This is a genomic window from Pseudomonas sp. LFM046, from assembly GCF_000949385.2.
Taxonomy (GTDB): domain Bacteria; phylum Pseudomonadota; class Gammaproteobacteria; order Pseudomonadales; family Pseudomonadaceae; genus Metapseudomonas.
In genome coordinates, this window is the sequence record NZ_JYKO02000001.1 from 3,874,192 (window position 1) to 3,892,330 (window position 18,139).

General features: G+C 65.5%; 16 protein-coding genes. 8 read left to right on the forward strand and 8 right to left on the reverse strand.

All coding sequences use genetic code 11. The features are described from left to right. The first annotated feature begins 158 nt into the window (after positions 1 to 158). Positions 159 to 1,541, forward strand: a complete 1,383-nt coding sequence (locus TQ98_RS17895; protein ID WP_044870255.1) for an MATE family efflux transporter — start codon at positions 159 to 161, stop codon at positions 1,539 to 1,541. A 48-nt stretch (positions 1,542 to 1,589) separates the two neighbouring features. Here the strand turns inward: TQ98_RS17895 and TQ98_RS17900 are convergent, their stop codons facing one another. Continuing rightward, positions 1,590 to 2,045, reverse strand: a complete 456-nt coding sequence (locus TQ98_RS17900; protein WP_044870256.1) for a gamma-glutamylcyclotransferase family protein — start codon at positions 2,043 to 2,045, stop codon at positions 1,590 to 1,592. Then, entirely contained in the window at positions 2,045 to 2,284 is a 240-nt protein-coding gene (gene tusA, locus TQ98_RS17905; RefSeq protein WP_044870257.1) for a sulfurtransferase TusA, read from the reverse strand. Before tusA ends, TQ98_RS17900 begins: the two co-directional genes overlap by 1 nt. 164 nt (positions 2,285 to 2,448) lie before the next feature. Here tusA and TQ98_RS17910 point away from each other — a divergent pair, with 164 nt between their 5' ends. Beyond that, entirely contained in the window at positions 2,449 to 3,993 is a 1,545-nt protein-coding gene (locus TQ98_RS17910; protein WP_044870258.1) for an alpha/beta fold hydrolase, read from the forward strand. A gap of 39 nt (positions 3,994 to 4,032) precedes the next feature. After that, entirely contained in the window at positions 4,033 to 4,200 is a 168-nt protein-coding gene (locus TQ98_RS27935; RefSeq protein WP_177410182.1) for a hypothetical protein, read from the forward strand. A gap of 28 nt (positions 4,201 to 4,228) precedes the next feature. Here the strand turns inward: TQ98_RS27935 and rlmM are convergent, their stop codons facing one another. After that, the gene (rlmM, locus tag TQ98_RS17915; RefSeq protein ID WP_044870259.1) at positions 4,229 to 5,278 is read right to left on the reverse strand and encodes a 23S rRNA (cytidine(2498)-2'-O)-methyltransferase RlmM; all 1,050 of its coding nucleotides are present in this window, start codon (positions 5,276 to 5,278) and stop codon (positions 4,229 to 4,231) included. A 212-nt stretch (positions 5,279 to 5,490) separates the two neighbouring features. On the opposite strand from rlmM, the gene acnA reads away from it, so the two are divergent. Continuing rightward, positions 5,491 to 8,181: an aconitate hydratase AcnA gene (gene acnA, locus TQ98_RS17920; protein ID WP_044870260.1), complete on the forward strand. Its 2,691-nt coding sequence runs from the start codon at positions 5,491 to 5,493 to the stop codon at positions 8,179 to 8,181. 173 nt (positions 8,182 to 8,354) lie between these two features. Beyond that, entirely contained in the window at positions 8,355 to 9,920 is a 1,566-nt protein-coding gene (locus TQ98_RS17925) for a PAS domain-containing methyl-accepting chemotaxis protein (RefSeq protein WP_044870261.1), read from the forward strand. Positions 9,921 to 9,973: 53 nt separating this feature from the next. Here TQ98_RS17925 and TQ98_RS17930 read toward each other — a convergent pair whose 3' ends face one another. The 4 genes from TQ98_RS17930 to kynB form a co-directional block, all read right to left on the reverse strand. Further along, positions 9,974 to 11,407: an amino acid permease gene (locus tag TQ98_RS17930; RefSeq protein WP_044870262.1), complete on the reverse strand. Its 1,434-nt coding sequence runs from the start codon at positions 11,405 to 11,407 to the stop codon at positions 9,974 to 9,976. Positions 11,408 to 11,442: 35 nt separating this feature from the next. Continuing rightward, entirely contained in the window at positions 11,443 to 12,759 is a 1,317-nt protein-coding gene (locus TQ98_RS17935) for an OprD family porin (RefSeq protein WP_044870263.1), read from the reverse strand. 87 nt (positions 12,760 to 12,846) lie between these two features. After that, positions 12,847 to 14,097, reverse strand: coding sequence for a kynureninase (kynU, locus tag TQ98_RS17940; RefSeq protein ID WP_044870264.1), 1,251 nt, complete (start codon positions 14,095 to 14,097; stop codon positions 12,847 to 12,849). Between the two features lie 9 nt (positions 14,098 to 14,106). Beyond that, complete coding sequence (gene kynB, locus TQ98_RS17945; RefSeq protein ID WP_044870265.1) at positions 14,107 to 14,748, reverse strand: arylformamidase; 642 nt, start codon at positions 14,746 to 14,748, stop codon at positions 14,107 to 14,109. A 131-nt stretch (positions 14,749 to 14,879) separates the two neighbouring features. Between kynB and TQ98_RS17950 the strand changes: the two genes are divergently transcribed. Then, positions 14,880 to 15,356, forward strand: coding sequence for an Lrp/AsnC family transcriptional regulator (locus TQ98_RS17950; RefSeq protein ID WP_044870266.1), 477 nt, complete (start codon positions 14,880 to 14,882; stop codon positions 15,354 to 15,356). Positions 15,357 to 15,363: 7 nt separating this feature from the next. On the opposite strand, the gene TQ98_RS17955 is transcribed toward TQ98_RS17950, so the two are convergent. Next, a complete protein-coding gene (locus TQ98_RS17955; protein ID WP_103103000.1) occupies positions 15,364 to 15,981 on the reverse strand; it encodes an alpha/beta fold hydrolase in 618 nt (205 codons plus the stop codon). A 108-nt stretch (positions 15,982 to 16,089) separates the two neighbouring features. Here TQ98_RS17955 and ccoN point away from each other — a divergent pair, with 108 nt between their 5' ends. Both ccoN and ccoO read left to right on the forward strand, forming a co-directional pair. Further along, complete coding sequence (gene ccoN, locus TQ98_RS17960; RefSeq protein ID WP_044870268.1) at positions 16,090 to 17,514, forward strand: cytochrome-c oxidase, cbb3-type subunit I; 1,425 nt, start codon at positions 16,090 to 16,092, stop codon at positions 17,512 to 17,514. An 11-nt stretch (positions 17,515 to 17,525) separates the two neighbouring features. Then, on the forward strand, positions 17,526 to 18,137 hold the full coding sequence (ccoO, locus tag TQ98_RS17965; RefSeq protein ID WP_044870269.1) for a cytochrome-c oxidase, cbb3-type subunit II: 612 nt from the start codon (positions 17,526 to 17,528) through the stop codon (positions 18,135 to 18,137). Positions 18,138 to 18,139: the final 2 nt, after the last annotated feature.

Below are 18,139 nucleotides of genomic sequence, written 5' to 3' on the forward strand. Positions count from 1 at the left end.
CGCCCCTCAGCCTCCACGTCCCGTTCCGCCGGCAGTCTCTTCTGCAAAGGCTGGGACCGTGCACCGTTGCGAGCCCGTCGCGACCAGGCAGCATCCAAACTCCTGTCAGCCACCTTTGCCTGGACACCACCGGTACGCCCGGAGGATGACTTATCGATATGGAACTTTCAGCGACTCAAGCCCAGTCTCGTTCCAGCCGCGCCGTCAACGAACTGCGCGCGCTGCTCAAGCTGGCGGCGCCCATCATGGTCGCCCAGCTATCCAACTCCGCCATGGGATTCGTCGATGCTGTAATGGCCGGCCGCGTCAGCCCGCGCGACCTGGCCGCCGTGGCCCTCGGCAACTCCATCTGGATCCCGGTCTTCCTGTTGATGACCGGCATCCTGCTCGCTACCACCGCCAAGGTGGCCGAACGTTTCGGCGCCGGGAAGCAGGCGGAGATCGGCCCACTGGTGCGCCAGGCCCTCTGGCTGGCCCTGGTAGTGGGTATTTCCGGCGCCCTGTTGCTGCTCAACGCTCGGCCGGTACTGGAGCTGATGGGCGTCGATCCGGAACTGATCGACCCTGCCATGGGCTATCTGCACGGCATCGCCTTCGGCTTCCCCGCTGTCGCCCTGTACTACGTGCTGCGCTGCTTCAGTGATGGCCTGGGCCGCACGCGCCCGAGCATGATGCTGGGGATCGGCGGCCTGCTGCTGAACATTCCCCTGAACTACATCCTGATCTACGGCCACCTCGGCATGCCCGCCCTGGGCGGCGTGGGCTGCGGCTGGGCCAGCGGCACGGTGATGTGGTTCATGCTGCTGGGCATGCTGAGCTGGGTCACCCGCGCCCCTGTCTACAAGCCCAGCGGCCTGTTCGAGCGCTTCGACACGCCGCAGCTGCCGGTGATCAAGCGCCTGCTCTCCGTGGGCGGGCCCATCGGCATCGCGGTGTTCGCTGAATCCAGCATCTTCGCCGTGATCGCCCTGCTGATCGGCAGCCTGGGCGCCACCGTGGTGGCCGGGCACCAGATCGCCCTGAACTTCAGCGCCCTGATCTTCATGATCCCCTACGCCCTGGCGATGGCTGTCACCGTGCGCGTCGGCCAGGCCCTGGGCCGTGGCGAGCCACGCGCAGCGCGCTTCGCGGCCGGTATCGGGATCGGCGCCGCGCTGGCTTACGCCTGCGTTTCCGCCAGCCTGATGCTGCTGTGCCGCGAGCTGATCGCGAAGATGTATTCGCCCGATCCGCAGGTGATCGCCGTGGCCGCCATGCTGATCGTCTACTCGGCGCTGTTTCAGTTCTCCGACGCCATCCAGGTCGCCGCAGCCGGCGCCCTGCGCGGCTATCAGGACACCCGCGCCACCATGATCATCACCCTCTTCGCCTACTGGGGCATCGGTCTTCCGGTCGGTTACGCCCTTGGCCTGTCCGACTGGCTGGGCGAGCCGAGCGGCCCGAAGGGCCTCTGGCAGGGGCTGGTCGTGGGCCTGACCTGCGCCGCAGTGCTGCTCAGCCTGCGGCTGGCGCGCAGTTCAAGGGCGAGGATTCGCAGGTGAAAAAAGGGCCGCATCGAGCGGCCCTTTTTCTTTTGCGGATGACGCAGCTCAATCGTCCAGGTGAGCAGGCACGGCGGCCAGGGCTTCCCAGTAGGCGGGAGTCAGGTAATCCCGGCCGGCCAGCAGGTGCTCGAGGTAGCTGCGGGTCGGCCAGAGGCCCGCTTCGCGCATGGCCGGGTTGGCGATGTAGACCCAGGCCGCCTGCACGCCGTGCTCGGTGATCACCGGCATGCGCTCGCGGCTGTAGAAGATGGGCGTGCCCTCGAAGGGGTCCATCTTCCAGATCTCGTCCTCATGGGCCAGCCGATAGAGCACGCCCTCTACCACCCCGCCCTGCTGGTGGCGAATGTTCGCGTAGGAACGGCCGGGGCGATCATGGGCGCGCTTGTCGAAGCACAGGGCGTAGCCCTCCAGGCGCCCGGCCATGGCGTCCGTGAACGCCAGGCCCCGGCTGCGCATGCGCGCCGGGTTCATGTTGGAGCCATAGGCGAAGTAGAACGGCATCAGTCGGCCTTCTTGCGGATCCAGTAGAGGTAGGTACCGGCTTCTTCCGACTGGTCCAGCAGTTCGTGACCGAGGAAAACGCAGAACTTGGGGATGTCACGACGGGTCGAGGGGTCGGTGGCGATCACCTTGAGCAGGCCGCCGGGCGGCAGGTCGCGCACCTTGTTGTGCAACATCATCACCGGCTCGGGGCAATTCAGGCCGGTGGCGTCGAGGATGGCATCGGGTTGTTGGGACATGGGGCACTCCAAAAGCTGGCCGCTATTGTGGCGTAAAGCCGTGTATCCGCACAGCCTCGCTGCCTCTGCTGCGACGTCCGGCCACAGCGCACAACCTTGGATGGGCGCCCCCCGACGCTGCGCTGGGGCAAGCTGCCCGGATCACTCCCGGAAGCGGAACACCGATGCGCCTCGCCAGCCTGATCCTCGCCCTCCTCCTGCTCGGTGGCTGCGCCGCCCGCGAGCAGCTTCCCGACTACGACCAGCTCGTCGATCGCCAATTGCCTGCCACCCATTTCGAGACCGTGATCACTGCCCGCGACGGCACGCGGCTTTCCGCCACGGTCTTCCAGCCAGCCCTCGAGCCGGGCAAACACGCGCCTGTGGTGGTCCACACCCACGGCTGGGGCGGCTGGCGGGTCACCGGGCCGGACAGCTTCTACGGCACGCAGATGATGTCCGGCCGGGCGGCGCTCAAGGCCTGGCGCGCCGGTTTCTGGGTGATCAGCTACGACCAGCGCGGTTGGGGTGGCAGCGACGGTGATATCGAGATGATGGACCCGCGCTACGAGGTGCAGGACGCCCTGGCAGTGATCGACTGGGCCGCCACGCACCTGCCGCGCCTGACCCTGGACGGCCCCGGCGACCCGCGCGTCGGCATGCTCGGCGAGAGCTATGGCGGCGCCGTGCAACTGCTGGCCTCGGCGGAGGACCCGCGCATCGATGCCATCGTGCCCATCGCCACCTGGTACGACCTGTCCGAAGCCCTGGCGCCCGGCGGACACCTGAAGGTCGGCTGGACCGGCGTGCTGCTGAGTCTGGGCCTCGCCACCGGCTATGACCTGGGCAAGTTCACCCAGACGCCCTACCTGAGAAGCGCCAGCGGCGAGATGACGCCGGAAGTGGCAGCCGAACTCAAGGCCCACAGCCTCGCCAGCTACTGCCAGCGCGGCCAGCGCCCCCATGCCGACGCCCTGCTGATCCAGGGTTTGCGCGACACCCTGTTCCCGCTGGACCAGGGCCTCTCCATCCGCGAGTGCCTGGGCCAGGGCGATGTCGACGTCCGCTTGCTGGGCATGCAGGGTGGCCACATCCTGCCACCGCCGCTGCAGCGCTGGAGCGGCCTGCCGCCCTTCAACAACGAGCCGGTACTGCATTGCGGCGACCGCGCCATCAACCTCTATCAAGCGGTGGTCGCCTGGTACGAGGACAAGCTGCGCGGCCGTACCGGCGTCGCCGACAGCGTGCCGGACCTCTGCCTCAGCCTCGACCTGGACCACGGCCTCGCCCTGCAACAGACGCCGCAGTCCGCTGCACCCCAGCCCCTGCCGGACATCCGTATTCGTCCGCTCACCAGTGGCTGGCTCAGCCCGGCCAGCTTCATCCCGCTGCGCAAGGTGGACACCGCCAGCGGCCTGGTGGGCAGCGCCCGTCTGGAACTGGAGCACGACACCGACGCGCCGTTGCTCTTTGCCTCGCTGGCGGTACGCCGGGCCGGAGGCGGCATCGACGTCCTGAGCGAGCAGAGCACACCACTCAACGCCCGCCAGGTGGACCTTGCCGCCGCCAGCGCCCTGCTCCGGCCCGGCGACGAGTTGGGGCTGCGCGTAAGCGGATTCAGCGGTCAATACCTGTTCAACAGCTCCTGGAGTCCACGCGCCACGACCCTCAGGGGGCGGATCAGCCTTCCCGCACTACAGCCTCTGGAAACGCCCCTGGCCAGCCAATGAAAGCCGGCGCAGCATGGAGTGATTTCCGGAGGGTGCGATATGGCCCACGCTTCCGAGCACCGGTGGTGCGTCAAACGCCTGGATGACAATGGCAACGTGTTCGTTCTGCGGGCTGGGCTGAGCCGTGACGAAGCCGAGCGCCTGGTGGCGGAGTACCAGGCGCGGGGGCACAAGCAGAGTTACTGGGTGGAGCGGATGTCGCTGTGAAGGGGCAGCAATTCGCCCCCCACACGGCTTACAGCCTGCGCAGATGGCAGGTCACTTCCTCGCGGTCGTGGTAGAGCTGCTTGCAGGCGATGGACACCTTCATGCCCCTGCCCTTCAGGCCCGCCTCGATCCTCGCCAGCAGCTTCTGCACCTCGGCGTAACGCTGCTTCATCGGCAGCTTGAGATTGACCACTGCCTCCTGGCACCAGCCCTCGCCCAGCCAGGTCTCGATCATTGCCGCCGTCCGCGCGGGCTTTTCGACGATGTCGCAGACCATCCAATTTACGGGGTGCCGCGGCTTGAACGTAAAGCCGTCGGCCCGCTGATGCACGACGAAACCCGAATACATCAGGCTCTCGGCCATGGGGCCGTTGTCCACGGCGGTGACCTTGATCTCTCGCTGCACCAGTTGCCAGGTCCAGCCACCCGGCGCGGCGCCCAGGTCCACGGCGGTCATGCCGGGTGCCAGACGAGCATTCCACTGGTCACGGGGAATGAACTGATGCCATGCCTCCTCCAGCTTGAGGGTGGAACGGCTGGGGGCCTCGCGGGGGAACTTCAGGCGCGGGATGCCCATGGGCCAGAGCGCCGAATTGTTCGATTCGGCCAGGCCGACGAAGGCCTCGCGGCCGCTGCGGAAGGTCAGCAGCAGGCGTGGCAGCTGCGGGTCGTCCTTGAGCTTGCCCGCCTTCGCCAGGGCAGCGCGCAGGGGCTTTTCGAACTTGCGGCAGAAGGTGGACAGCTCCTTGCCTTCGTTGGTATCGAGCACTTCCAGCCAGAGGCTGCCGCATACCGGGTAGCCCGCCAGGGCTTCAAGCAGCACGCCGATACGGTCGGTTTCAGGCAGCTCGACGTATTCGCCACGGGCCCACTGACGGGGAAAGATCAGCTGGCTGAAGCGCACCTTGCGCATCAACCGCTCGGCACCGCCGGGTTCAGTGCAGACGAACTCGGCACAGGCGCTCTGGGGCTTGGCCTTGGGGTAGCCGGCCACTTCGAGGCGGGCGGCGTGCTCGGCGATCTCGGCACAGACTTCCCCCTCGAAACCGGGGCGGCAGTGCAACAACAGGGTGTTCATGGGGGGCTCCTCCTGGGCGCGCACTATAGTTGCGCGCCGCCCTTTTTCACACAGCCCTTAAAGGAAATTCCTACGGCCGGCTTGGTATTCGGGAGCATTGCGAGAAGGAACAGCCGGTCGGCTGATATGGCAAGCCCTGCCGGACAGGGCTAACGTTCTAGATTCCGTTCGCGCAGCCGGCCCATGCCGTGTGGGCCCCAAGGAGATGTCCGATGCCTTCCCTGGATAGCCTGAACTGCCGCCGCAGCCTCGAAGTCGCCGGCAAGACCTACCACTACTTCAGCCTGCCCGAAGCCGCCAAGCGCCTGGGTGCCATCGACAAGCTGCCCATGTCGATGAAGGTCCTGCTGGAGAACCTGCTGCGCTGGGAGGACAACGAAACCGTCAGCGCCGCCGACCTCCAGGCCCTGGCCGACTGGCTCGGGCCACGCAGTTCGGAGCGGGAGATCCAGTACCGCCCGGCGCGCGTGCTGATGCAGGACTTCACCGGCGTGCCCGCAGTGGTGGACCTGGCCGCCATGCGTGCCGCCGTCGCCGCGGCGGGCGGTGACCCGCAGCGGATCAATCCCCTGTCGCCCGTCGACCTGGTGATCGACCACTCGGTGATGGTGGACCGTTTTGCCTCCCAGGCCGCCTTCGAGCAGAACGTCGAGATCGAAATGCAGCGCAACGGCGAACGCTACGCCTTCCTGCGCTGGGGCCAGCGGGCCTTCGACAACTTCAGCGTGGTGCCCCCGGGCACCGGCATCTGTCACCAGGTCAACCTCGAGTACCTGGCCCGTACCGTCTGGACCCGCGAAGACGGCGACGTCACCTACGCCTTCCCCGACACCCTGGTGGGCACCGACTCCCACACCACCATGATCAATGGCCTCGGCGTGCTCGGCTGGGGCGTCGGCGGCATCGAGGCGGAAGCGGCCATGCTCGGCCAGCCGGTGTCGATGCTGATTCCCGAGGTGATCGGCTTCAAGCTCACCGGCAAGCTGCGCGAAGGCATCACCGCCACCGACCTGGTGCTCACCGTCACGCAGATGCTGCGCAAGAAGGGCGTCGTCGGAAAGTTCGTCGAGTTCTACGGCGACGGCCTGGCCGACCTGCCCCTGGCCGACCGGGCCACCATCGCCAATATGGCCCCGGAATACGGTGCTACCTGCGGCTTCTTCCCGGTGGACGAGATCACCCTGGGCTACCTGCGCCTGTCGGGCCGCCCGGAGCAAACCGTGAAACTGGTAGAGGCCTACAGCAAGGCCCAGGGCCTGTGGCGCGTACCTGGCCACGAACCCGTGTTCACCGACACCCTCGCGCTGGACCTCTCCAGCGTCGAAGCCAGCCTGGCCGGCCCGCGCCGCCCACAGGACCGGGTGCCCCTGCCCCAGGTACCGAAGGCCTTCGATGACCTGCTGGGCCTGCAGGTGAAGCCGGCCGACGGCCACGAGGTGGGCAACGGCCTGGTCACCTTGGACGACGGCCAGTCGTTCACGCTCGAAGACGGTGCCGTGGTCATCGCCGCCATCACCTCCTGCACCAACACCTCCAACCCCAGCGTGATGATGGCCGCCGGCCTGCTGGCGAAGAAGGCCGTGGAAAAAGGCCTGACCCGAAAGCCCTGGGTGAAGTCCTCCCTGGCCCCCGGTTCCAAGGTGGTGACGGAATACTTCCGCGCCGCCGGCCTGACACCGTACCTGGACCAGCTCGGTTTCAACCTGGTGGGCTATGGCTGCACCACCTGCATCGGCAACTCCGGGCCGCTGCTCGACCCCATCGAGAAAGCCATCCAGCAGGCCGACCTGACGGTGGCCTCCGTGCTCTCCGGCAACCGCAACTTCGAAGGCCGGGTGCACCCGCTGGTGAAAGCCAACTGGCTGGCCTCCCCGCCGCTGGTGGTGGCCTACGCCCTCGCCGGCAGCGTGCGGATCGACCTGGGCAGCCAGCCCCTGGGCCAGGGCAAGGACGGCCAGCCGGTCTACCTCAAGGACATCTGGCCGAGCCAGCAGGACATTGCCGCGGCCATCCAGAAGGTGGACACCGCCATGTTCCGCAAGGAATACGCCGAAGTATTTGCCGGCGATGAAAAATGGCGGTCGATCCAGGTGCCCGAGTCCGACACCTATGCCTGGCAGGCCGACTCCACCTATATCCAGCACCCGCCTTTCTTCGCCGATATCACCAGTGCGCCACCCAAGGTGGAAGACGTTCACCAGGCGCGCATCCTCGCCCTCCTGGGGGACTCGGTGACCACCGACCACATCTCCCCCGCCGGCAACATAAAGGCGGACAGCCCCGCAGGGCGCTACCTCAGGGAGCACGGCGTGCAGCCCGCGGACTTCAACTCCTACGGCTCGCGGCGCGGCAACCACGACGTGATGATGCGCGGCACCTTCGCCAATATCCGCATCCGCAACGAGATGCTCGGTGGCGAGGAAGGCGGCAACACCCTGCACGTGCCCAGTGGCGAGAAGCTGGCGATCTATGACGCCGCCATGCGCTACCAGACCGAGGGCACGCCGCTGGTCATCGTCGCCGGCAAGGAATACGGCACCGGCTCCTCACGTGACTGGGCGGCCAAGGGCACCAACCTGCTCGGGGTCAAGGCGGTGATCGCCGAGAGTTTCGAGCGCATTCACCGCTCCAACCTGGTGGGCATGGGCGTGCTGCCCCTGCAGTTCAAGGAAGGTGAGGACCGCAAGACTCTCGGCCTCAGCGGCAAGGAGACCCTGGCCATTCGCGGCCTGGACGGTGCCGGCCTGCGTCCGCACATGGACCTGCGCTTGGAAATCACCCGCGAGGACGGCTCGAAAGCCCAGACGACGCTGCTGTGCCGCATCGACACCCTGAACGAGGTGGAGTACTTCAAGGCGGGCGGCATCCTGCACTACGTGTTGCGGCAGCTGCTGGCGGGGTAGCGGGCGTCGAGTTGCAGGCCGGCACCTGGCGCCGGCCTGCAACGGGCTGCCGTCGTGGACGAAGGCATGAAAGCGGCAGGTGTCACATTCCGAGTAGACTAGCGCCCCGAAAAAAAGGCTCAACCTTGGCGCCTGGGTGCCGATAGATGCTGTAAGCCTCGCGGAAGGACACCATGAAGAACAACCAACCTATCACCCAACGGGAGCGCAGTTTCCCGACAGAACAACGCCTGATTTCCACTACGGACAGCAAAGGCGTCATCACCTATTGCAACGAAGCCTTCATCGAGATCAGCGGCTACAGCCGCGAGGAACTGCTTCGCTCGCCCCATAACATCGTGCGCCACCCGGATGTGCCGCCGGCCGTGTTCGGCCATATGTGGACAACCCTGAAGAAGGGCCGCCCCTGGATGGGCGTGGTGAAGAACCGTTGCAAGAACGGCGACCACTACTGGGTCAACGCCTATGTCACGCCCATCTTCGAAGGCTCCCAGATCACTGGCTACGAGTCCGTACGGGTCAAACCTTCGGCCGAACAGGTGCGCCGCGCCGAAGCCCTCTACCGGCGCCTGAACAGCGGCAAGGCGGCCATCCCCAGCCGCGACAAATGGCTGCCGGTGCTGCAGGACTGGCTGCCCTTCATTCTCATCAGCCAGATCGGCTTCCTCATCGGCGCCTGGCTGAACTCCCACTGGGGCTTCGTGCTGGCCGCCCTGCTCTCCGTGCCCCTGGGCCTGGTGGGGCTGATGTGGCAGAACCGTGGCATCAAGCGCCTGCTGCACCTGGCGGAGCAGACCACCTCGGACCCGCTGATCGCACAGATGTACACCGACAGCCGTGGCGTCCAGGCGCGTCTGGAAATGGCCATGCTCAGCCAGGAGGCCCGCCTGAAGACCTGCCTGACCCGCCTTCAGGACACCGCCGAGCACCTCACCCAGCAGGCCCGCCAGGCCGACACCCTGGCCCACAACAGTTCCGACGGCCTGGAGCGCCAGCGCGTGGAGACCGAACAGGTGGCCGCCGCCGTCAACCAGATGGCCGCCACCACTCAGGAAGTGGCCAGCAACGTGCAGCGCACGGCCGACGCCACCCAGGAAGCCAATCGCCTGACCAGCCAGGGCCGCGACATCGCAGCGGAAACCCGCGAAGCCATCCAGCGCCTGTCCCAGTCCGTGGGCGAAACCGGCGAAACCGTCACCCGCCTGGCTCAGGACAGCAACGAGATCGGCGGCGTGGTGGACGTGATCAAGGGCATCGCTGACCAGACCAACCTGCTGGCCCTCAACGCCGCCATCGAGGCCGCCCGCGCAGGCGAGATGGGTCGTGGCTTCGCCGTGGTGGCCGACGAGGTCCGTCAACTGGCCCAGCGCACGGCGGAATCCACCGGGCAGATCCACCAGTTGATCGCGCAGCTGCAGAAAACCGCCGAAGAAGCGGTGCTCACCATGGAAAACGGCCGCCGCCAGGCGGACGAAGGCGTCGAGCGCGTGCTTCAGGCGGATCAGGCGCTGGTGGGCATCAGCGAAGCGGTGGCCAACATCGCCGATATGGCCGACCAGATCGCTGCGGCCACCGAGGAACAAAGCGCGGTGGCGGAGCAGATCAACCACAGCATCAGCAGCATCGCGCAACTGGCTGACCAGACCTCGGGCGAGGCCCAGCGCACCGCCCAGCTCAGCGAAGAATTGACCCACACTGCCCAAGGGCAGTACTCCCTGGTGGACAGATTCAACCGCTGATCCCGACCACAAAAAAAGGCGCCGAAAGGCGCCTTTTTTGTTCTGCCCATGGATCACTCCGGGCTATCAGCAGAAGACCGTTGTGCCTCCTGCCCCTCCCGGGCTACCTCCGCGCTCGGGCGAAAGTACAACTGGTAAACCAGGGCCAGCAGTGCAAGGAAGGGCACACCAAACACCAGGGTCATGCGGAACGCCGGCACAAAGGCGGTAGTCACCAGGATCGCCAGCAGCATCCCCAGGCCCAGCAGGGTCGCCCAGGGGAAGCCCCACATGCGGAAGGACAGCTGCAGACCGCCACGGCGCTCATGGTAGCGACGGAAGCGGTAGTGGGTCAGGAAGATCATCATCCAGGCGAAGAGCGCACCAAAGATGGAGATGGCCATCATCAGCATGAAGGACTCCTCGGGGAACGCCAGGTTGACCAGGGTCGCCAGGGCGATGCCGGTGCAGGACAGCGCCAGGGCGTTCAGCGGCACCCCGGCCTTGCTCAACCGGCCCATGGCCTTCGGCGCGTGGCCGGCGCGGGAGAGGCTGAACATCATCCGGGTGGTGGTGTAGAGCTGGCTGTTCATCGCCGACAGTGCGGCCACCAGGATCACGAAATTGATCAGGCCGGTGGCGCCGGGAATGCCCACCATTTGCATGACGGTGACAAAGGGGCTCTGGGCACCCTGCCCCGACTGGTCCCAGGGCACCATCGCGAGGATCAGCGCCAGGGTGAGGATGTAGAACACCACCAGCCGCACCATGGTCACGCGGAAGGCGCTCTTCACCGCCACCTCGGGTTGCTCCGCCTCGCCGGCCGCCACCGCGATCATCTCGATGCTGAGGTAGCTGAAGATGGCGATGATTACGGCGACCCAGACACCCGACAGGCCATGGGGCAGGAAGCCACCATGCTCGACGTAATGCTGGAAGCCGTATTCCGGGTGCTGGCCACCGAAGACCAGCCACGCACCCAGCAGGATGAAGGCAAGGATGGCGCTGATCTTGATGGCCGAGAACCAGTACTCGAAATGACCGAACGCCTTGACGCTGATGGCGTTGGTCAGGATCAGCGCGGACGAGAACAGCAGGATCCAGACCCAGCCCGCCACGTCGGGGAACCAGTACTTCATGTACAGGGCGATGGCGGTAACTTCAGTGCCGACTGCCAGGACGATGGCCGCCCAGTAGGCATAGCGCACCAGGAAACCGGCCAGCGGGCCGACGTAGTACTCGGCGTAGGCGCCGAAAGAACCGGAGGTGGGATGGGCCACGGTCATCTCCGCCAGGCAGCCCATCAGCAACAGCGCAATCAGCGCACCGATGGAATAGCTGATGAGCACGCCCGGCCCGGCAAAGCCGATGGCGAAACTGCTGCCCATGAAGAGCCCGGTGCCGATGGCGCCACCGATGGCAATCATGCTCATCTGCGCCGAAGTGAGCTGGCGCTTGAGCCCCTGCTCCCTGGCCGCGATCGCGGCGAATCCAGTCTTGTTAGTCATCGTGTGCCTCGTATGTCTTGTCGTTGTGGCAGGCGTCAGAGCAGTTGCAGCGGGTATTCGATGATCACCCGCAGTTCGTTGTTGTCGGCGGTGTCGGCACGAGCCACCTCCTCGGTGGAGCGGATACTGGCCTGGCGCAGGCGGACCGAGAGGTCCTTTGCCGAACCGGATTGCACCACGTAGCGCAACTCGATATCGCGCTCCCAACGCTTGCCATCGTCGCCGTAGCGACCGTAGGCGCCATTGGGGCCGCCCCGGTAGTGGCTGTCATCGATGTGGTCGCCACTCACATAGCGGCTCATGAAGCTGAGGCCGGGCACGCCGAAGGCGGCCAGGTCCAGGTCGTAGCGCAGCTGCCAGGAACGTTCGTTGGGGGCGTTGAAGTCCAGAATCTGCACCGAGTTGGCGAGGAAGATCGACGTACCCGGCTGGCGGTCGAAGCCCAGGTAGTCGAACGGTTCATCGCCATGCACCCGCTGGTAGGCCAGGGTCAATGCGTGGGGGCCCTGGCTGTAGCGTCCGGACAGCGACCAGGTGGTGTTGTCGATCTCGCCTGCGCGCTGCTGTCCCTGGTCGAGGGTGCGGTAGAGGTTGAAGTCGAAGGTCAGGGCCCGACCTTCGTCGAGTTCCAGACGCTGGCTTGCGTTGGCGTAGTACTGCCGCCAGATGTCCTCGAAGCGCGAGCCATAGGCGGAGAAGCTGGTGCCATTGGAGGGCGTCCAACTGAGGCCGGCGTAGTCGACGCGGCGCGTCTCGACCTGGGCATAAAGGGCCTTGAGTGCACCGTCGGAGTTGGTGGAGTTGCCATCATTGCCAGCCGTGAAGTGGCCGGCATCCACCAGCAGGTCATCGATTTCCCGGCTGTTCAGCGAGAAGCCAATGGCCATGGGGGTAAACAGCCGCGCGTTACCGGTACCGAACACCGGGTTCAGGGGGGCCTGGCTGCCGTATTTCAGTTCACTGCGGGAGAGGCGCATTTTCACCGCGCCACCCACTTCCGAGTACTCATCCTCGGGCTGCCCTTCGGAATCCACCGGGAGCAGGTCGGTGCCGGTGCGGGCGCGGCTGCTATCGAGCTTGAGACCCAGGTTGGCGTAGGCGTCGATACCGAAACCGACGGTGCCCTGGGTAAAGCCGGAGCTGTAATCCAGGATCATCCCGTGGGCCCACTCCTCGCGGTAGTTCTGCCCACCCGGGTTATTCAGGATATTGCGATGGAAGTAGAAGTTGCGCTGGGTCAGGACCAGGCGACTGTCGTCGAGAAAGCCACCCTCGGCCTCCCCGGCCATCAGGTAGGGACTCAAGGCACCGAGCAGGAATAGCGGGCACGCCGACAACGGATTCAGCTTCATGGATTCAACCTATTGTTGTGTTTATGGGGTCGAGGCTGGGCGCCATCCCTGGAGATGGCGCCCGGGCAAAGGCTTGTAGTTCGTGGATCAGGTCACTTGCTTGCGCGTCATGAATCGCTCTTCGCGCCAGGCACCGCTGTCGAGCACCTCGCCGAGGATTTCCGCGGCGTCCCAGACATCGACAAAGCGGGTGTAGAGCGGCGTGAAGCCGAAACGCATGATTCGCGGCTCGCGGTAATCACCGATGACGCCCCGGTCGATCAGCGCCTGGATGACTGCGTAGCCGTCGGGGTGCTCGAAGCTCACGTGGCTGCCGCGGCGGGCGTGCTCCAGCGGCGTGACCAGGGTCAGCGGGTGCTTGCCGCAGCGGGCCCGGACGCGCTCGATGAAGAGGTCGGTCAGCGCCAGGGACTTCTGCCGCAGGGCCTGCATGTCGGTCTTGGCGTAGGTGTCGAGGCCGCACTCCACCAGCGCCATCGAGGTGATGGGCTGGGTACCACAGAGGTAGCGACCGATGCCCGGTGCCGGCTCGTAGCGGGGCTCCATGCCGAACTGGCGAGCATGGCCCCACCAGCCGGACAGCGGTTGCCAGACCCGCTCCCGAAGTGCCGGGGAGACCCAGACGAAGGCCGGTGAACCGGGGCCGCCGTTCAGGTACTTGTAGGTGCAGCCGATGGCGTAGTCGGCGCCGGCTGCCTTGAGGTCGACCGGCACCGCGCCGGCCGAGTGGCAGAGGTCCCAGATGGTCAGCGCGCCGCACTCATGGGCCAGGGCGGTGAGCGCGGCCATGTCGTGCAGGTAGCCGGTCTTGTAGTTCACCTGGGTGATCATCACCACCGCAGTGTCATTGCCGATCGCCGCCGGCAGGTCCTCCGGGCGGTCCACCAGGCGCAGGCTGTAGCCCTGCTGCAGCATGTCGGCCAGGCCTTCGGCCATGTAGATGTCGGTGGGGAAGTTGCTGCTCTCGGTGACAATCACCTTGCGCGACGGGTCGCGCTCGGCCTGCACCCGCAAGGCCGCCACCAGCACCTTGAAGAGGTTGATCGACGTGGTATCGGTGATCACCACCTCATCCTCGCCGGCACCGATCAGGGGCGCCAGCTTGTTGCCCAGGCGCGACGGCAGGCCGCGCCAGCCGGCGCTGTTCCAGCTACCGATCAGGTCGTCGCCCCACTCGTCCGCCAGCACCTGGCGCGCCCGGTCCAGAGCAGCCACCGGGCGTGCACCGAGGGAGTTGCCGTCCAGATAGATCACACCCTCGGGCAGGGCGAAGTCCTCACGCAGCGCGGCGAGTGAGTCGCGGGCGTCGAGGGCCAGGCAGTCTTCTCTTGTTGTCATGGTCTTTTCCTAGATCGAAAGGGGACGCAGCACGGCGCGGACCGGGCTGGCATCGAGATGGGTGAACTTGAGCGGGAGGGCGATCAGCTCGTAGTCGCCAGGCGGCACCTCATCGAGCAACAGCCCTTCGAGGATGGCCATGCGATGTCGCGCGACGGCGCGGTGGGCGTCGAGGCTCTTGCTGTCCTGCGGGTCCAGCGAGGGCGTATCGGTGCCCACCAGGCACACGCCGTGGCGAGCCAGGAGTTCGATGCTGTCAGGGTCGATGGCGGCAAAGCGCTCCGGCCAGGTGTCCAGCGGCGCGCGGTGCCAGGTGCGGATCAGTACCCGTGGCGGGACCCCGTCGAGGTGGGGCGCTAGCTGCTCCGGGCGCACACAGTCGCCCGCTTCCAGGCAGTGGATCAGCCGGCACGGCCCGAGGTAAGGCGCAAGATCCACGGCCCCGATGGCCGCCCCCGTGGCGTCGTAGTGCAACGGCGCGTCGGCGTGAGCCCCAGTGTGGGGTGACAGGGTGATGCGCCCGACATTGACCGGGCATTGCTCATCGATGTTCCAGCAGCGCTCCTCCTGGAAGGGCGTGTCACCCGGCCAGGTTGGGGTACTGGTATCCAGCGGCGGGCTGATGTCCCACAGGATCTTGCCGTCGTGCATGATCGGTCTCCTCTGAAAGCGAGAGAATCATGCTCAATATCCCTGCGAATTTTCGTGCTATCTTTGCACCGCTTACGCCATTCATTCGCAGATAATTTCGTTTTTCAACAAATCAAGAGAATATTCTTCAATTGACCCTGGATTCCACCGACCTGCGCATCCTCCTCTGCCTACAGCAGAACGGGCGCATCAGTAATCAGGAGCTGGCAGAGAAGGTCGCGCTGTCGCCATCCGCCTGCCTGCGCCGGCTGCGCAACCTGGAAGAAGGCGGCGTCATCCGTGGCTATCGCCCCATCCTGGATGCCGAGCGCCTGGGCGTCGAACTGGAAGCCCTGGTGCACATTTCCATGCGCCAGGACGAGGAAGGCTGGCACGATCGCTTCGTGGAAAAGGTCCAGGGCTGGCCGGAGGTGGTCAGCGCCTGCATCGTCACCGGCCACAGCAACTATGTGCTGCGGGTGCAGGCGCGGAATCTCAAGCAGTTCTCCGATTTCATCGTCAACCGCCTCAACCGCGCCAATGGGGTCACCGACATCCGCTCGGAAATCATCCTGCAGACCATCAAGGAAGGTGGCGGCGTGCTCGACCTGCTGGCCGCGCGCAGGTAAGCGGGGTTCAGCCCGCGAGGAACGCCGCCACGGTGTCGGCCGCGCTGTCCAGATGCTGTTCGTGGGTCAGCCCCGACGCCTTGAGCGGCTTCAGGTCATGGTCCCCCGTCGCCAGCCAGTGCAGCTGGATGGCACCCGAGAGGTCGTATCCCGCCACCGTCGCACGGTCGCCCATGGGGTCGCGCTCGCCCTGGACGATCAAGGTGGGCGTCTTGAGGTCAGCCAGATGGGCGACCCGGGGTTTGTCCGCCTTGCCCACCGCGTGAAAGGGATAGCCCAGGCAAACCAGTGCGTCGGCCCCCGATTCATCCGCCAATAGACTGGCCATCCGCCCGCCCATGGACTTGCCGCCGATAGCCAGTCGGCCTGTGACCTGCTGTCGCACCAGGGCATGGACGTCCCGCCAACTGGCCAGCAACTGGGCCTGGGGATTCGGCGGCCGGCGCCGACCGTCCTCCCGCCGGGCGGCCATGTAGGGAAACTCGAAGCGAACGACCGCGACCCCGCGCGCTGCAAGCCTTTGCGCCATCTGTTCCATGAAATCGCTGTCCATGGGCGCACCCGCGCCATGGGCCAGGATCAGGGTGCTGTTTACCGGCCCGGAAGGCCTGTTCCACAAAAGCATTGAGACTTCTCCGTCTATCGAAGGCGATTGACCCAGATCAATGGTCGCCAAATGGGCTTTCACCATGCTTGCCCCGCAATCCAAAAACCGTGGACGGAAGCCCATAACATGAACACAGCAAGCAGTACCGCCTACAACTACAAGGTGGTCCGCCAGTTCGCCATCATGACGGTGGTCTGGGGAATCGTCGGGATGGGGCTCGGCGTTCTCATTGCCGCACAACTGGCCTGGCCGGAACTCAACTTCAACCTGCCCTGGACCTCGTTCGGCCGCCTGCGACCGCTGCACACCAACGCGGTGATCTTCGCGTTCGGGGGTTGTGCGCTGTTCGCTACCTCCTACTACGCCGTGCAGCGCACCTGCCAGACGCGACTGATCTCCGACAAGCTCGCCGCCTTCACCTTCTGGGGTTGGCAACTGGTGATCGTGCTGGCCGCCATCAGCCTGCCCATGGGCTGGACCAGCTCGAAAGAATACGCCGAGCTGGAATGGCCGATCGACATCCTGATCACCATCGTCTGGGTCAGCTACGCCATTGTGTTCTTCGGCACGGTAGTCAAGCGCAAGACCAAGCACATCTATGTAGGGAACTGGTTCTTCGGCGGCTTCATTCTCACCGTGGCCATCCTGCACCTGGTCAACAACCTGGAAATCCCGGTCACCCTGACCAAGTCCTACTCCCTGTACTCCGGAGCCACTGACGCCATGATCCAGTGGTGGTACGGCCACAACGCCGTGGGCTTCTTCCTCACCGCCGGCTTCCTCGGGATGATGTACTACTTCGTGCCGAAGCAGGCCGAACGCCCGGTGTATTCCTATCGCCTGTCCATCGTCCACTTCTGGGCGCTGATCGCGGTGTACATCTGGGCCGGTCCGCACCACCTGCACTACACCGCCCTGCCGGACTGGGCCCAGTCCCTCGGCATGGTGATGTCCCTGGTGCTGCTGGCACCCTCCTGGGGCGGCATGATCAACGGCATGATGACCCTCTCCGGGGCCTGGCATAAGCTGCGCTCCGACCCCATCCTGCGTTTCCTGGTGGTGTCCCTGGCCTTCTACGGCATGTCCACCTTCGAAGGCCCGATGATGGCCATCAAGACCGTCAACGCCCTCTCCCACTACACCGACTGGACCATCGGCCACGTACACGCCGGCGCCCTCGGCTGGGTTGCAATGGTGTCCATCGGCTCTCTGTACCACCTGATTCCGAAAGTGTTCGGCCGTGAGCAGATGTACAGCACCGGTCTGATCAACACCCACTTCTGGCTGGCCACCATCGGCACGGTGCTCTACATCGCCTCCATGTGGGTCAACGGCATCACCCAGGGCCTGATGTGGCGTGCAGTCAATGAAGACGGCACCCTCACCTACTCCTTCGTCGAAGCCCTTGAAGCCAGCCACCCCGGCTTCGTGGTCCGGGTACTCGGCGGGGCCATTTTCCTCAGCGGCATGTTCTTCATGGCCTGGAACACCTGGCGCACCGCCCGCGCCTCGAAGCCGGCCGAGTATGACGCCATCGCCCAGATCGCCTGAGGAATCGAGAAATGAAAAAGCATGAAGTCATCGAGAAGAACGTCGGCCTGATGGCGCTGTTCATGATCCTGGCCGTCAGCATCGGCGGCCTGGTGCAGATCGTGCCGCTGTTCTTCCAGGACGTGACCAACAATCCGGTTGAAGGCATGAAGCCCTACACCGCCCTGCAACTGGAAGGCCGCGACATCTACATCCGCGAAGGCTGCGTTGGCTGCCACTCGCAGATGATCCGTCCGTTCCGCGCCGAAACCGAGCGTTATGGCCACTACTCCGTTGCCGGCGAAAGCGTCTGGGACCACCCCTTCCTGTGGGGCTCCAAGCGTACCGGTCCGGACCTGGCCCGCGTGGGCGGCCGCTACTCCGACGACTGGCACCGTGCGCACCTGTACAACCCGCGCAACGTGGTGCCGGAGTCGAAGATGCCCGCCTACCCCTGGCTGGTCGAGAACACGCTGGATGGCAAGAACACCGCCGCCAAGATCCGCGCCATGCAGACCCTCGGCGTGCCCTACACCGACGAACACGTCGCCGGCGCCCAGGCGGCGGTCAAGGGCAAGACCGAGATGGACGCCCTCGTCGCCTACCTGCAGGTGCTGGGCACCAGCCTGAAGAACAAGAGGTAAGG

Coding starts and splice junctions, on each gene's coding strand:
- TQ98_RS17895 (WP_044870255.1), top strand. CDS start 159: ATGGAACTTTCAGCGACTCAAGCCCAGTCTCGTTCCAGCCGCGCCGTC.
- TQ98_RS17900 (WP_044870256.1), bottom strand. CDS start 2,045: ATGCCGTTCTACTTCGCCTATGGCTCCAACATGAACCCGGCGCGCATG.
- tusA (WP_044870257.1), bottom strand. CDS start 2,284: ATGTCCCAACAACCCGATGCCATCCTCGACGCCACCGGCCTGAATTGC.
- TQ98_RS17910 (WP_044870258.1), top strand. CDS start 2,449: ATGCGCCTCGCCAGCCTGATCCTCGCCCTCCTCCTGCTCGGTGGCTGC.
- TQ98_RS27935 (WP_177410182.1), top strand. CDS start 4,033: ATGGCCCACGCTTCCGAGCACCGGTGGTGCGTCAAACGCCTGGATGAC.
- rlmM (WP_044870259.1), bottom strand. CDS start 5,278: ATGAACACCCTGTTGTTGCACTGCCGCCCCGGTTTCGAGGGGGAAGTC.
- acnA (WP_044870260.1), top strand. CDS start 5,491: ATGCCTTCCCTGGATAGCCTGAACTGCCGCCGCAGCCTCGAAGTCGCC.
- TQ98_RS17925 (WP_044870261.1), top strand. CDS start 8,355: ATGAAGAACAACCAACCTATCACCCAACGGGAGCGCAGTTTCCCGACA.
- TQ98_RS17930 (WP_044870262.1), bottom strand. CDS start 11,407: ATGACTAACAAGACTGGATTCGCCGCGATCGCGGCCAGGGAGCAGGGG.
- TQ98_RS17935 (WP_044870263.1), bottom strand. CDS start 12,759: ATGAAGCTGAATCCGTTGTCGGCGTGCCCGCTATTCCTGCTCGGTGCC.
- kynU (WP_044870264.1), bottom strand. CDS start 14,097: ATGACAACAAGAGAAGACTGCCTGGCCCTCGACGCCCGCGACTCACTC.
- kynB (WP_044870265.1), bottom strand. CDS start 14,748: ATGCACGACGGCAAGATCCTGTGGGACATCAGCCCGCCGCTGGATACC.
- TQ98_RS17955 (WP_103103000.1), bottom strand. CDS start 15,981: ATGCTTTTGTGGAACAGGCCTTCCGGGCCGGTAAACAGCACCCTGATC.
- ccoN (WP_044870268.1), top strand. CDS start 16,090: ATGAACACAGCAAGCAGTACCGCCTACAACTACAAGGTGGTCCGCCAG.
- ccoO (WP_044870269.1), top strand. CDS start 17,526: ATGAAAAAGCATGAAGTCATCGAGAAGAACGTCGGCCTGATGGCGCTG.